Source organism: Roseateles sp. P2_H4 (assembly GCF_056403315.1).
On sequence record NZ_JBFUFR010000026.1, the window covers coordinates 55,856 to 71,840 of the forward strand.

Annotated in this window: 1 protein-coding gene; it reads right to left on the minus strand. The window is 67.9% G+C overall.

Features of this window, described 5'->3' with window-relative positions; all coding sequences use genetic code 11:
- Positions 1–170: 170 nt before the first annotated feature.
- Positions 171–15,704, minus strand: coding sequence for a hypothetical protein (locus tag AC1DW3_RS19540; RefSeq protein WP_477933973.1), 15,534 nt, complete (start codon positions 15,702–15,704; stop codon positions 171–173).
- Positions 15,705–15,985 lie beyond the last annotated feature (281 nt).

The following is a 15,985-nucleotide window of genomic DNA, read 5'->3' on the forward strand; positions in this document are numbered from 1 at the left end:
GGCGGCATTCTTCGCAGCGCCGCGCGCGGGGTCGCCGGCGGGCCGACAGGCCGCAGCGGGACCTTGACGAACTGCAGCGGCGGCCGACAGGCGGAAGTAAAACAGGCCCTGCGGATTGCTCCGCAGGGCCTGCGAGGGCCGGCACCCCGTGCCGGCGTCAGGAGATCAGCTTAGATCCAGTTGCCGCCGTTGTTGCGGCGGTGCTCGTCGTCCTCGGCCAGCTTGCGGTCGATGGCCGCAAGGTGTGCGTCGGCCGCCGGATGCGGCACGGCTGCCTTGGCCAGGTCGACAGGCTCGGAGCCGAGCAGGGAGGCGCTCGGCGGGGCCAGCAGGTCGTGCAGGCCGACCGTCGCGTCCTTGCCGTCATCGGCCTTTTGCGGCTGCACGTCCTTGGTGAACCAGACGTCGGCCATGTCGTGCTTGCCGCCGTCGGTCGTTGTGTAGCTGGACACCAGGCCGATGAGGTTGCCGTTGTCTGCACCGGAGCCCTTGGCGGCATTCAGGTCGAGGGAGGCGATGCCCACTTCGTCGAGTGACTTCAGCTCGCCGGCGTCGGTCTTGCCGTCGTGGTTGGCGTCGACCCAGACCTGCAGCTGCTTCCAGTTGGCGTCGTGGCTGTCGAGCTTGCCGTCGTGGTTGCTGTCCTGCTCGGCCATGGCGGCATAGCCGTCCTTGGCATGCTTGCCGTTGGCCAGGATGGTGCCCATGCCGAAGAGCTCGCCACCGTTGTTGATGACGCCGTCATGGTTGCGGTCCATGACGAGCAGGCCATCGCCGCCGGCGATCCAGCCGACCTTGTCCGCGTGGCCGGTGCCGATCAGGTCGAAGTTGACGCCCTGGGCCGCGGCCAGCGTGTTGATGCCGTGGCCGTCCAGGTCCAGCACGATCGGGGTCTTGGAGAAGTAGGCGTCCAGCTGGGCGCCGTTCATCTCGCCGACCGCGGCGGCACTCAGCGCATCGAGCTGGGTCATGCTCATCGCCGCGATGTCGCGGGTTTCCAGGCCCGCGACCTGGTCGGTCGTGATGGCATGGATCTGGTCGGTCGTCAGCGCGACGGCCTGGTCGGTCGTCAGCGCGGTGATCTGGGTCACCTTCAGCGTCTGGAACTGGGCCGTCGTGATGGCGTCGATCTGCGCATTGCTCAGGGCCGCGAAGTTGGCCGTGGTCAGGGCGCGCAGGTCGTCGGTCTCCAGCGCCTTCATCTGGTCGGTGCTGAAGGCCTGGACCTGGCTGGAGTTCATCACCGAGAACTGCGAGGCGGTGAACGAGTTCAGGTCATCGGTCGACAGGTGGTTGATCTGGCTCGTCGTCAGCACGTTGACGCGGCCGGCCAGACCGGTCAGCTGGTCGGTCGTCAGCGCCGCGAGCTGGGTGTCGGTGATGGCACGCAGCGAGGCGGTGGACAGCTTGGCCAGGTCGGCGGCGTCGATGGCCACGATCTGATCGGTGGACAGCGAGGCCACATGCGCGGTCGACAGCATGGAGATCTGCGCCGAGTCCATGGCCTTCATGTCGGCGGCCGAGAAGCCGTCGAGCTGGCCGGTCGTCAGCGAGAACACCTGGGCCGTGGTCAGGGCGGCGATGTGGTCGGTCGACATGGCCGCGAACTGGTCGGAGTCCAGGCCGGCCAGGGCCGCCGTCGTGATGGCGCGCAGATCGGCCGTCTCGAGCTTGCCGACCTGGGCGGTGGTCAGCGAGCCGATCTGGTCCGAATCCAGCGCCGCGAACTGGCCGGTGCCCAGGGCATTGAGGCTGTCGGTACCCAGGTTGCCGAGCTGGGTGGTGTTCAGCGCCTGGGCCTGGGCAGACGACAGGTTGGCGAACTGGCCGGTGCTCAGGCTGTTCAGGTCGGCCGTGCCCAGGGTGTTGATCTGCGACGTCGTCAGGTTGTTGATCTGCGTGCTGCTGAGGGCGCGCAGCTGGTCGCTGGTGAAGGCGTCAAGCTGGTCGGACGTCAGCGTGCGCAGCGCGGCCGTGGACAGCGACTTGATGTCGGCGGTCTCGATGGCAGCGATCTGGGCCGTGGACAGCACATCCGCCTGGACCGAGTTGATCGCGGCGATCTGCGTCGACGTCAGGGCCACCATGTCGCCCGTGCTTAGACCCTGGATCTGGGTCGTGCCCAGCGCCCCGATCTGCGTCGCGCTCATGGAGCCGACGGCGTCGCTGGCGAGGGCCGCGACCTGGTCGGAGCTCAGCGCGTTCAGCGCCGCGGTGGACACCGCGCGCAGGTCGGCCGTCTCGAGCTTGCCGAGCTGGCCGGTGGTCAGTGCACCGAACTGGCTGGAGTTCAGCGCGGCGAACTGCGATGTACCCAGGGCATTCAGGTTGTCCGTCGCCAGGTTGGCGAGCTGGGCGTTGGTCAGCGCCTGGACCTGGGTGGACGACAGATTGCCGAACTGGCCGCTGGTGAGGCTGTTCAGGTCGGCCGTGCCCAGGGTGTTGATCTGGCTGGTGGTCAGGCTGTTGACCTGGTTGCTGGAAAGTGCCCGCAGCTGGTCGCTGGTGAAGGCATCGAGCTGGTCAGAGCTCAGGTTGCGCAGCGCGCCGGTCGACAGCGACTTGATGTCGGCGGTCTCGATGGCGGCGATCTGGGCCGTGGACAGGGTGCCCGCCTGGGCCGAGTTGAGGGCCGCGACCTGGGTCGAGGTCAGGGCCACCATGTCGGCCGTGCTCAGGCCCTTGATCTGGGCCGTGCCCAGCGACCCGACCTGTGCCGTGGTCAGCGTGCCGACGGCATCGCTGGCCAGGGCGCCGATCTGGTCGGAGCTCAGCGCATTCAGGGCGGCCGTCGTCACGCCGCGCAGGTCGGCGGTTTCGAGCTTGGCCAGCTGGCCGGTGGTCAGCGCGCCAAACTGGCTGGAACCCAGCGCGCCGAACTGCGTCGAGTTCATCGCGTTGAGGCTGTCGGTCGCCAGGTTGGCGATCTGCGTGCTGGTCAGCGCCTGGACCTGGGCCGTGGACAGGTTGGCGACCTGGGCGGTCGTCAGCGAGTTCAGGCTGGCGGTGGACAGGTTGGCGAACTGCGGGCTGGTGCTCAGCGCATTCAGCTGGGCGGAGGACAGGGCGCGCAGCTGGTCGCTGCTCAGCGCGGCGAGCTGGTCGGTCGACAAATTGCGCAGCGACGCCGTGGACAGCGACTTCATGTCACCCGTCTCGATGGCGGCCAACTGGGCCGTGGACAGGCTGGCGGCCTGCGTCGAGTTGATCGCGGCGATCTGGCCCGAGGTCAGGGCCACCATGTCGGCTGTGCTCAGGCCCTGGATCTGGGCCGTGCCCAGCGAAGCCACTTGCGCGGTGGTCAGCGTGCCAACGGCATCGCTGGCCAGGGCGGCGATCTGGGCGGAGGTCAGACCATTCAGCGCGGCGGTCGTGACGGCACGCAGGTCGGCCGTCTCGAGCTTGCCGAGCTGGCCGGTCGTCAGCGCACCGAACTGGCTGGAGTTCAGGGCTGCGAACTGGCTGCTGCCCAGGGCGTTGAGGTTGTCCGTCGCCAGATTGCCCAGCTGGGTGTTGGTCAGCGCCTGGACTTGGGCCGTGGACAGGTTGGCGAACTGGCCGCTGGTGAGGCTGTTCAGGTCGGCCGTGCCCAGGGTGTTGATCTGGCTCGTGGTCAGGCTGTTGACCTGGCCGCTGCTCAGCGCACGCAACTGGTCGCTGGTGAAGGCGTCCAACTGGTCGGACGACAGATTGCGCAGGGCGCCAGTCGTCAGCGACTTGACGTCGGCCGTCTCGATGGCGGCGACCTGCGCCGTGGACAGCGTGCTGGCTTGCGCCGAGTTGATGGCGGCGATCTGGGCCGAGGTCAGGGCGACCATGTCACCCGTCGTCAGGCCCTTGATCTGGGCCGTGCCCAGCGAGCCGACCTGTGCGCTGGACATCGAACCGACAGCATCACTGGCCAGGGCGCCGACCTGGTCGGAGGACAGGCCATTGAGGGCCGCGGTGGTCACGGCACGCAGGTCGGCCGTCTCCATCTTGGCGAGTTGGCCAGTGGTCAGCGCGCCGAACTGGCTGGAGTTCAGCGTGGCGAACTGGGCGCTGCCCATCGCGTTCAGGCCGTCCGTCGTCAGGTTGGCGAGCTGGGTGTTGGTCAGCGCCTGGACCTGGGCCGTGGACAGGTTGGCGATCTGGGCGGTCGTCAGCGAGTTCAGATCGGCCGTACCGAGGTTGGCGAACTGCGGGCTGGTGCTCAGCGCATTGAGCTGGGCCGAAGACAGCGCACGCAGCTGGTCGCTGGTCAGGGCGTCCAGTTGGTCGGTCGAGAAGTTGCGCAGCGCGGCGGTCGTCAGCGACTTGATGTCGCCCGTCTCGATGGCCGCGATCTGGGCCGTGGAGAGGCTGGCGACCTGGGTCGAGTTGATGGCGGCGACCTGGGCCGAGGTCAGGGCGACCATGTCGGCCGTGGTCAGACCCTTGATCTGGTTGGCACCCAGGGAGGCGATCTGCGCGGTGGACAGCGCGCCGACGGCATCGCTGGCCAGGGCGCCGACCTGGTCGGAGCTCAGCGCATTCAGGGCCGCCGTCGTCACCGCACGCAGGTCGGCGGTTTCGAGCTTGGCGAGCTGGCTGGTGCTCAGGCCCACGAACTGGCCGGAGTTCAGCGCGGCGAACTGGGCCGTGCCCAGGGCGTTGAGGTTGTCGGTCGAGAGGTTGGCGAGCTGGGTGCTCGTCAGCGCCTGGACCTGGGCGGAGGACAGATTGCCGAACTGGCTGCTGGTCAGGCTGTTCAGGTCGGCCGTGCCCAGGGTGTTGATCTGGGCCGTCGTCAGCGAGTTGATCTGGCCGCTGCTCAGCGCACGCAGCTGGTCGCTGGTGAAAGCGTCGAGCTGGTCGGAGCTCAGATTGCGCAGGGCACCGGTGGACAGCGACTTGATGTCGGCGGTCTCGATGGCGGCGATCTGGGCGGTGGACAGGCTGCCGGCCTGCGTGGAGTTCAGCGACGCGACCTGGGCCGAGGTCAGGGCGACCATGTCACCCGTGGTCAGGCCCTTGATCTGGCTGCTGCCCAGCGAGGCGACCTGGGCGGTGGACAGCGAGCCGACGGCATCGCTTGCCAGTGCGCCGACCTGGTCGGAAGACAGGCCGTTCAGCGCGGCCGTCGTGACGGCACGCAGATCGGCCGTCTCGAGCTTGCCGAGCTGGCTGGTGCTGAGGCCGGCAAACTGGCTGGAACTGAGGGCTGCGAATTGGGCGGTGCCCAGGGCGTTGAGGTTGTCCGTGCTGAGGTGGCCGAGCTGGTCGGTGGTCAGCGCGCGAACCTGGGCCGTCGACAGATTGGCCATCTGGCCGGTCGTCAGCGAGTTCAGGTCGGCGGTCGACAGATTCGACAGTTGCGGGCTGGTGGTCAGGGCATTGAGCTGGGTCGAGCTCAGGGCGCGCAGCTGGTCGCTGGTGAGGGCATCCAGCTGGTCCGTGGACAGATTGCGCAGCGCAGCGGTGGACAGCGACTTGACGTCGGCCGTCTCGATGGCGGCGATCTGGGCCGTGGACAGCACACCCGCCTGGGTGGAGTTGATGGCGGCGACCTGGGCCGAGGTCAGGGCGACCATGTCACCCGTGGTCAGGCCCTTGACCTGGTCGGTGCCCAGCGAGGCGACCTGGGCGGTGCTCAGCGAGCCGACGGCGTCACTGGCCAGGGCGGCGATCTGGGCGGAGGTCAGGCCGTTCAGCGCGGCGGTCGTGACGGCGCGCAGATCGGCCGTCTCGAGCTTGGCGAGCTGGCCGGTGCTCAGCGCGCCGAACTGGCTGGACGACAGCGCCGCGAACTGGGCGGTGCCCATGGCATTCAGGTTGTCGGTCGTCAGGTTGGCAAGCTGGTCCGTCGTCAGCGCGCGGACCTGGGCCGTAGACAGATTGGCGATCTGGCCGGTGGTCAGCGAATTCAGGTCGGCCGTACCCAGGTTGTTGACCTGCGGATTGGTCGTCAGCGCGTTGAGCTGGGTCGAGCTCAGGGCGCGCAGCTGGTCGCTGGTCAGCGCATCGAGCTGGTCGGTGGACAGGTTGCGCAGCGCGCCGGTCGAGATGGACTTGACGTCGGCGGTCTCGATGGCGGCGATCTGGGCCGTGGACAGCACGCCGGCTTGCGTCGAGTTGATGGCGGCGATCTGACCCGAGGTCAGGGCAACCATGTCACCGGTGGTCAGGCCCTTGATCTGGGCCGTGCCCAGCGAGCCGATCTGTGCGGTCGACATCGAACCGACGGCATCGCTGGCCAGGGCGCCGACCTGGTCGGAAGACAGGCCGTTCAGCGCGGCCGTCGTGACGGCACGCAGATCGGCCGTTTCGAGCTTGCCGAGCTGAGCGGTGGTCAGCGAACCGAACTGGCCGGAGTTCAGGGCCGCGAACTGGGCGGTGCCCAGGGCATTCAGGTTGTCGGTCGCCAGGTTGGCGAGCTGGGTGCTGGTCAGGGCCTGGACCTGGCCGGAGGACAGATTGCCGAACTGGCCGCTGGTGAGGCTGTTCAGATCGGCTGTGCCCAGGGTGTTGACTTGGGACGTCGTGAGGCTGTTGATCTGGCCGCTGCTGAGGGCACGCAGCTGATCGCTGGTGAAGGCGTCCAGTTGATCCGACGACAGATTGCGCAGGGCACCCGTCGCGATGGACTTGATGTCGGCGGTCTCGATGGCGGCAACCTGGGCCGTGGACAGCGCAGCGGCCTGGGTCGAGTTGATGGCCGCGACCTGGGCCGAGGTCAGGGCGACCATGTCACCCGTGGTCAGGCCCTTGATCTGGGCCGTGCCGAGCGAGCCCACCTGCGCTGTCGTCAGCGAGCCGACGGCGTCGCTGGCAAGCGCGCCCATCTGGTCGGAGCTCAGCGCGTTCAGCGCGGCGGTCGTGACGGCGCGCAGATCGGCCGTCTCCATCTTGCCGAGCTGGCCGGTCGTCAGCGCACCGAACTGGCTGGAGCTCAGGGCGGCGAACTGGGCCGTGCCCATCGCGTTGAGGTTGTCGGTCGACAGATTGGCGAGCTGATCCGTCGTCAGCGCATGGACCTGTGCCGTCGACAGGTTCGCGATCTGGCCGGTCGTCAGCACGTTCAGGTCCGCCGTGGCGAGATTGACGAGCTGCGGGCTGGTGGTCAGCGCATTGAGCTGGGTCGAGCTCAGCGCGCGCAGCTGGTCGCTGGTCAGCGCGTCGAGCTGGTCGGTGGACAGGTTGCGCAGCGCGCCGGTCGAGATGGACTTGACGTCGGCGGTCTCGATGGCGGCGATCTGGGCCGTGGACAGCACGCCGGCTTGCGTCGAGTTGATCGCGGCGATCTGACCCGAGGTCAGGGCGACCATGTCACCGGTGGTCAGACCCTTGATCTGGGCCGTGCCCAGCGAGCCGATCTGTGCGGTCGACATCGAACCGACGGCATCGCTGGCCAGCGCACCGACCTGGTCGGAAGACAGACCGTTCAGCGCGGCCGTTGTGACGGCACGCAGGTCGGCCGTCTCGAGCTTGCCGAGCTGAGCGGTGGTCAGCGAACCGAACTGGCCGGAGTTCAGGGCCGCGAACTGGGCGGTGCCCAGGGCATTCAGGTTGTCCGTCGCGAGGTTGCTGAGCTGGGTGCTGGTCAGGGCCTGGACCTGGCCCGAGGACAGGTTGCCGAACTGGCCGCTGGTGAGGCTGTTCAGGTCGGCCGTGCCCAGCGTATTGACCTGTGACGTCGTGAGGCTGTTGATCTGGCCGCTGCTCAGCGCACGCAGCTGGTCGCTGGTGAAGGCGTCGAGCTGGTCCGAGGACAGGTTGCGCAGCGAGCCGGTGGTGATGGACTTGATGTCCGCCGTCTCGATGGCCGCCAACTGGGCCGTGGACAGGCTGCCGGCCTGGGTCGAGTTGATGGCGGCGATCTGCGACGAGGTCAGGGCGACCATGTCACCCGTGGTCAGGCCGTCGATCTGAAGGGTGCCGAGGGAGGCCACCTGGGCCGTCGTCAAGGAACCGACAGCGTCGCTGGCCAGGGCACCGACCTGGTCGGAAGACAGGCCGTTCAAGGCCGCCGTCGTGACAGCGCGCAGATCGGCCGTTTCGAGCTTGCCGAGCTGGCTGGTCGTCAGCGCACCGAACTGGCTGGAGTTCAGCGCCGCGAACTGGGCGGTGCCCAGCGCGTTGAGGTTGTCCGTCGCCAGGTTGGCGAGTTGGGCATTCGTCAGCGCCTGGACCTGGGTGGACGACAGATTGGCGAACTGGCTGCTGGTGAGGCTGTTCAGGTCCGCTGTGCCCAGCGTATTGATCTGGGCCGTCGTCAGCGAATTGATCTGGCCGCTGCTCAGCGCACGCAGCTGGTCGCTGGTGAAGGCGTCGAGCTGGTCGGACGACAGATTGCGCAGGGCGCCGGTCGTCAGCGACTTGATGTCGGCCGTCTCGATGGCCGCGATCTGGGCGGTCGAGAGGGTGGCGGCCTGGGTCGAGGTCAGCGAGGCGACCTGGGATGAGGTCAGGGCGACCATGTCACCCGTGGTCAGGCCCTTGATCTGGGCCGTGCCCAGCGAACCGACTTGTGCGGTCGTCAGGGAGCCGACGGCATCGCTGGCCAGCGCGCCGACCTGGTCGGAGGACAGGCCATTGAGGGCGGTCGTCGTGACGGCACGCAGATCGGCGGTTTCAAGCTTGCCGAGCTGGCTGGTGCTCAAGGCGCCGAACTGGCTGGACGACAGGGCCGCGAATTGCGAGCTGCCCAGGGCGTTGAGGTTGTCGGTCGTCAGGTTGCCGAGCTGGTCGGTCGTCAGCGAGCGGACCTGGGCCGTCGACAGATTGGCCATCTGGCCGGTCGTCAGCGCATTCAGATCGCCGGTCGACAGGTTGACGAGCTGCGGGCTGGTGGTCAGCGCATTGAGCTGGGTTGAGCTCAGGGCGCGCAACTGGTCGCTGGTCAGCGCGTCGAGCTGGTCGGTCGACAGGTTGCGCAACGCACCGGTGGTGATGGACTTGACGTCGGCGGTCTCGATGGCGGCGATCTGGGCCGTGGAGAGAGCCGCGGCCTGCGTCGAGTTGATGGCAGCGACCTGGGCCGAGGTCAGGGCGACCATGTCGCCGGTGGTCAGGCCCTTGATCTGGGCCGTGCCCAGCGAGCCGACCTGTGCGGTCGTCAGCGAGCCGACGGCGTCGCTGGCCAGCGAGCCGACCTGGTCGGAGGACAGGCCGTTCAGCGCGGTCGTCGTGACGGCACGCAGATCGGCCGTTTCGAGCTTGCCGAGTTGGCCCGTCGTCAGCGCGCCGAACTGGCTGGAGTTCAGGGCCGCGAACTGGGCGGTGCCCAGCGCGTTCAGGTTGTCCGTCGCCAGATTGGCGAGCTGCGCATTCGTCAGCGCCTGGACTTGTGTGGACGACAGATTGGCGAACTGGCTGCTGGTGAGGCTGTTCAGGTCGGCTGTGCCCAGCGTGTTGATCTGGGCCGTCGTCAGCGAATTGATCTGGCTGCTGCTCAGGGCGCGCAGCTGGTCGCTGGTGAAGGCGTCGAGCTGGTCGGAGGACAGATTGCGCAGGGCGCCGGTCGTCAGCGACTTGATGTCGGCCGTCTCGATGGCCGCGATCTGGGCGGTCGAGAGGGTGGCGGCCTGGGTCGAGTTGATGGCGGCGATCTGAGACGAGGTCAGGGCGACCATGTCGCCCGTGGTCAGGCCCTTGATCTGGGCCGTGCCCAGCGAGCCGACTTGGGCCGTCGTCATCGAGCCGACGGCGTCGCTGGCCAGCGCGCCGATCTGGTCGGAGGACAGGCCATTCAGTGCGGTCGTCGTGACGGCGCGCAGGTCGGCCGTCTCGAGCTTGCCGAGCTGGCCCGTGGTCAGTGCACCGAACTGGCTGGAGTTCAGCGCGGCGAACTGGGCGGTGCCCAGCGCGTTCAGGTTGTCGGTCGCCAGATTGGCGAGCTGGGTGTTGGTCAGCGCCTGGACCTGGCCCGAGGACAGGTTGGAGAACTGGCTGCTGGTGAGGCTGTTCAGGTCGGCCGTGCCCAGCGTATTGACCTGTGACGTCGTCAGCGAGTTGATCTGGCTGCTGCTGAGGGCACGCAACTGGTCGCTGGTGAAGGCGTCGAGCTGGTCGGAGCTCAGGTTGCGCAGCGCACCGGTGGTGATGGACTTGATGTCCGCCGTTTCGATGGCGGCGATCTGGGCCGTGGACAGCGTGGCGGCTTGCGTGGAGTTGATGGCGGCGATCTGGGCCGAGGTCAGGGCGACCATGTCGCCCGTCGTCAGACCGTCGAGCTGGGTGGCGCCAAGCGACGCCACCTGGGCCGTCGTCAGCGAGCCGACGGCGTCGCTGGCGAGAGCGCTGACCTGATCGGAGCTCAGCGCATTCAGGGCGGCCGTCGTGACCGCACGCAGGTCGGCCGTTTCGAGCTTGCCGAGCTGGCTGGTCGTCAGCGCACCGAACTGGCTGGAGTTCAGCGCCGCGAACTGGGCGGTGCCCAGCGCGTTGAGGTTGTCGGTCGCCAGATTGGCGAGCTGGGTATTCGTCAGCGCCTGGACCTGGCCCGAGGACAGGTTGGAGAACTGGCTGCTGGTCAGGCTGTTCAGGTCGGCCGTGCCCAGCGTGTTGATCTGGGCGGTCGTCAGCGAGTTGATCTGGCCGCTGCTCAGCGCACGCAACTGGTCGCTGGTGAAGGCGTCGAGCTGGTCGGAGGACAGATTGCGCAAGGCGCCAGTCGTCAGCGACTTGACGTCCGCCGTCTCGATGGCGGCAAGCTGGGCCGTGGACAGCGTGGCGGCTTGCGTCGAGTTGATGGCGGCCACTTGAGCCGAGGTCAGGGCGACCATGTCGCCCGTGGTCAAGCCATCGATCTGGTTGGCGCCCAGGGAGGCGACTTGCGCCGTCGTCAAGGAGCCGACGGCGTCGCTGGCCAGCGCACCGACCTGGTCGGAAGACAGGCCATTGAGAGCCGCGGTCGTGACGGCGCGCAGATCGGCCGTTTCGAGCTTGCCGAGCTGACCGGTGGTCAGCGCACCGAACTGGCTGGAGTTCAGCGCGGCGAACTGGGCGGTGCCCAGCGCATTGAGGTTGTCGGTGGCGAGGTTGGCGAGCTGGGTGTTGGTCAGCGCCTGGACCTGGCCCGAGGACAGGTTGGCGAACTGGCCACTGGTGAGGCTGTTCAGGTCGGCCGTGCCCAGGGTGTTGACCTGGGCAGTCGTCAGCGAGTTGACCTGGCTGCTGCTCAGGGCGCGCAGCTGGTCGCTGGTGAAGGCGTCGAGCTGGTCGGAGGACAGATTGCGCAGGGCGCCGGTCGTCAGCGACTTGATGTCGCCGGTCTCGATGGCGGCGAGTTGGGCCGTGGACAGCGTGCCGGCTTGCGTCGAGTTGATGGCAGCCACTTGAGCCGAGGTCAGGGCGACCATGTCGCCCGTCGTCAGACCCTTGAGCTGGGCCGTGCCCAGCGAGCCGACCTGTGCCGTGGACATCGAGCCGACGGCGTCGGTGGCCAGTGAGCCGATCTGGTCTGAGGACAGGCCGTTGAGGGCCGCCGTCGTGACGGCGCGCAGGTCGGCCGTCTCGAGCTTGCCGAGCTGGCCGGTCGTCAGTGCACCGAACTGGCTGGAGTTCAGCGTGGCGAACTGGGCGGTGCCCAGCGCGTTGAGGTTGTCCGTCGCCAGATTGGCGAGCTGGGTGTTGGTCAGCGCCTGGACCTGGGCCGTCGACAGATTGGCCATCTGGGCCGTCGTCAGCACATTCAGGTCGGCCGTACCGAGGTTGGCGAACTGCGGGCTGGTGCTCAGCGCATTGAGCTGGGCCGAGGACAGGGCGCGCAGTTGGTCGCTGGTCAGCGCGTCGAGCTGATCGGTGGAGAAGTTGCGCAGGGCCGCCGTGGACAGGGACTTGATGTCGCCCGTCTCGATGGCCGCGATCTGGGCGGTGGACAGATTGGCCACCTGGGCCGAGGTCAGGGAGGCGACCTGGCCCGAGGTCAGGGCGACCATGTCGGCCGTGGTCAGGCCCTTGATCTGGGTGGCGCCCAGCGACGCCACTTGCGCCGTCGTCAGCGAGCCGACGGCGTCGCTCGCCAGCGAGCCGACCTGGTCGGAGCTCAGCGCATTCAGGGCCGCCGTCGTGACGGCACGCAGGTCGGCCGTTTCGAGCTTGCCGAGCTGGGCGGTGGTCAGCGCACCGAACTGGCTGGAGTTCAGCGCCGCGAACTGGGCCGTGCCCAGCGCGTTGAGGTTGTCGGTCGCCAGGTTGGCGAGCTGGGTATTCGTCAGGGCCTGGGCCTGGCCCGAGGACAGGTTGGCGAACTGGCCGGTCGACAGGCTGTTCAGGTCGGCCGTGCCCAGCGTGTTGATCTGGGCCGTGGTCAGCGAATTGATCTGGCCGCTGCTCAGCGCACGCAGCTGGTCGCTGGTGAAGGCGTCGAGCTGGTCGGAGGACAGATTGCGCAGGGCGGCTGTCGTCAACGACTTGACGTCGGCCGTCTCGATGGCGGCGAGCTGAGCGGTGGACAGGCTGCCGGCTTGCGTGGAATTCAGCGCGGCGACCTGGGCCGAGGTCAGGGCGACCATGTCACCCGTGGTCAGACCATCGATCTGGTTGGCGCCAAGCGACGCCACCTGGGCCGTCGTCAAGGAGCCGACAGCGTCGCTGGCCAGCGCGCCGACTTGGTCGGAAGACAGGCCGTTCAGGGCGGCGGTCGTGACGGCGCGCAGGTCGGCGGTTTCGAGCTTGCCGAGCTGGCCGGTGGTCAGAGCGCCGAACTGGCTGGAATTGAGTGCCGCGAACTGGGCGGTGCCCAGGGCGTTGAGGTTGTCGGTCGCCAGGTTGGCGAGCTGGGTGTTGGTCAGGGCCTGGACCTGGCCCGAGGACAGGTTGCCGAACTGGCTGCTGGTGAGACTGTTCAGGTCAGCCGTGCCGAGGGTGTTGACCTGGGCCGTGGTCAGCGAATTGATCTGGCTGCTGCTCAGCGCGCGCAACTGGTCGCTGGTGAAGGCGTCGAGCTGGTCGGAGGACAGATTGCGCAGCGCGGCTGTCGTCAGCGACTTGACGTCGGCCGTCTCGATGGCTGCGATCTGGGCCGTGGACAGCGTTCCCGCCTGCGTGGAATTCAGCGACGCGACCTGACCCGAGGTCAGGGCGACCATGTCGCCGGTCGTCAGGCCCTTGACCTGATTGGCAGTGAGGGAAGCGACCTGGGCCGTCGTCATCGAACCCACGGCGTCGCTGGCCAGCGAACCGATCTGGTCGGAGGACAGGCCGCCCAGGGCGGTCGTCGTGACGGCACGCAGGTCAGCCGTCTCGAGCTTGCCCAACTGGCCGGTGGTCAGCGCGCCGAACTGGCTGGAGTTCAGGGCCGCGAACTGGGCGGTGCCCAGGGCGTTGAGGTTGTCGGTCGCCAGGTTGGCGAGCTGGGTGTTGGTCAGCGCCTGGACCTGGCCCGAGGACAGGTTGGAGAACTGGCTGCTGGTCAGGCTGTTCAGGTCGGCCGTGCCCAGGGTGTTGATCTGGGCGGTCGTCAGCGAGTTGACCTGGCCGCTGCTGAGCGCACGCAGCTGGTCGCTGGTGAAGGCATCGAGCTGGTCGGACGACAGATTGCGCAGTGCGCCCGTGGTGATGGACTTGATGTCCGCCGTCTCGATGGCGGCGATCTGGGCGGTGGACAGGCCGCCTACCTGGGTGGAGGTCAGCGAAGCAACCTGGGCCGAGGTCAGGGCGACCATGTCGCCCGTGGTCAGGCCATCGATCTGGTTGGCGCCGAGCGAGGCCACCTGGGCCGTCGTCAGGGAGCCGACGGCGTCGCTGGCCAGTGCACCGATCTGGTCGGAGGACAGGCCGTTCAGGGCGGCCGTCGTGACGGCGCGCAGATCAGCGGTTTCGAGCTTGGCCAGCTGGCTGGTCGTCAGTGCGCCGAACTGCGAAGACGACAGCGCGGCGAACTGGGCCGTGCCCAGCGCATTGAGGTTGTCCGTCGCGAGGTTGGCCAACTGGGTATTGGTCAGCGCCTGGACCTGGGCCGTGGACAGGTTGGAGAACTGGCTGCTGGTCAGGCTGTTCAGGTCAGCCGTGCCCAGCGTATTGATCTGAGCCGTCGTCAGCGCATTGACCTGGCCGCTGCTCAGGGCGCGCAACTGGTCGCTGGTGAAGGCGTCGAGCTGGGTGGACGACAGATTGCGCAACGCGCCGGTCGTCAGCGACTTGATGTCGGCCGTCTCGATGGCGGCGAGCTGGGCGGTGGAGAGGCTGCCGACCTGGGTGGACGTCAGCGACGCGACCTGGGCCGAGGTCAGGGCGACCATGTCACCCGTGTTCAAGCCGTCGATCTGGTTGGCGCTGAGCGAGGCCACCTGGGCCGTCGTCAGGGAGCCGACGGCGTCGCTGGCCAGCGCGCCGATCTGGTCGGAGGACAGGCCGCCCAGGGCAGCCGTGGTCACGGCACGCAGGTCGGCCGTTTCGAGCTTGCCGAGCTGGCCGGTCGTCAGCGCGCCGAACTGGCTGGAGTTCAGGGCCGCGAACTGGCCCGTGCCCAGGGCGTTCAGGTTGTCGGTCGCCAGGTTGGCGAGTTGGGTGTTGGTCAGTGCCTGGGCCTGGGCCGTGGACAGGTTGGCGAACTGGCTGCTGGTCAGGCTGTTCAGGTCGGCCGTGCCCAGGGTGTTGATCTGGCTGGTCGTCAGCGAATTGACCTGGCCGCTGGAGAGCGCGCGCAGCTGGTCGCTGGTGAAGGCGTCGAGCTGGTCAGAGCTCAGGTTGCGCAGGGCTCCGGTCGTCAGCGACTTGACGTCGCCGGTCTCGATGGCAGCGATCTGGGCCGTGGAGAGGGCACCGGCCTGGGTCGAGTTGATGGCGGCGACCTGGGCCGAGGTCAGGGCGACCATGTCACCCGTGGTCAGGCCCTTGATCTGGTTGGCACCCAGGGACGCGACCTGGGCCGTCGTCAGCGAGCCGACGGCGTCGCTGGCCAGGGCGCCGACCTGGTCGGAGGACAGGCCATTGAGGGCGGCCGTCGTGACGGCGCGCAGGTCGGCCGTTTCCAGCTTGGCCAGCTGGCTGGTGGTCAGTCCGCCGAACTGGGTGGACGACAGCACGGCGAAATGGCCCGTGCCCAGGGCATTCAGGTTGTCGGTGGCGAGGTTGCCGAGCTGGGTGGCCGTCAGGGCCTGGGCCTGGGCCGTCGTCAGGTTGGCGAACTGGCCGCTGGTCAGGCTGTTCAGGTCGGCCGTGCCCAGGGTGTTGATCTGGCTGGTCGTCAATGAAGTGACCTGCCCGCTGGAAAGGGCGCGCAGCTGGTCGCTGGTGAAGGCGTCCAGCTGGGTGGACGTCAGATTGCGCAGCGCTGCGGTGGTGATGGACTTGATGTCGCCCGTCTCGATGGCGGCGACCTGGGCCGTGGACAGGTTGCCGAGCTGGCCGGAGGTGAGGGCGGCGATCTGGGCAGTGGTCAGCGCGACCATGTCGTCACTGCTCAGCCCCTTGATCTGGGCGGTGGACAGGACCGCGATCTGGTTGGTGCTGAGGGCCTGGACCTGGTCGGTCTTGAGCGCCAGGATCTGGTCTGAGCTGAAACCGGCGATGGCGCTGGTGGCAATGGCCCGCAGGTCTTCGGTCTGGAAGGCGCGGATCTGGTCGCTCTTCAGGACGGCCAGGCTGCTGGACAGGATCACCGAGGCCTGGGCCGTGGTGAACGCGATCAGCTGGTCAGTACTCAGGGCCGCATAGTCTTCCGTCGACCACCCCCGGATCGTCGCCGTGCTGAGACTCGCGATGACAGCTGTCGAAAGGCTGGGGATGACGGTTGACATGTTTTCTCACCTGTACTGATGGCCGCCAGACCTTGCGGCATGGCGGCACTGAGCCATTGCTGGCCCGCCCTCGAAACTGAAGGCGTTGTCCTGATCTGAATCAGTGCCCAGGCCTGTCGAGCGGAGCGCCCGACCTGCCGGAGACACGAAAAATCTGCAATTCGGGCCCCTGCCGACACGGCCGCGGCCGGGCAAGCCCGGCCGGAGCGCCATGACGGAAGGCTCCCGTGCAGTCATGCTAGGGATGAGCCCGTGGGATCAACCGGCAAAAAGGCCGGCTT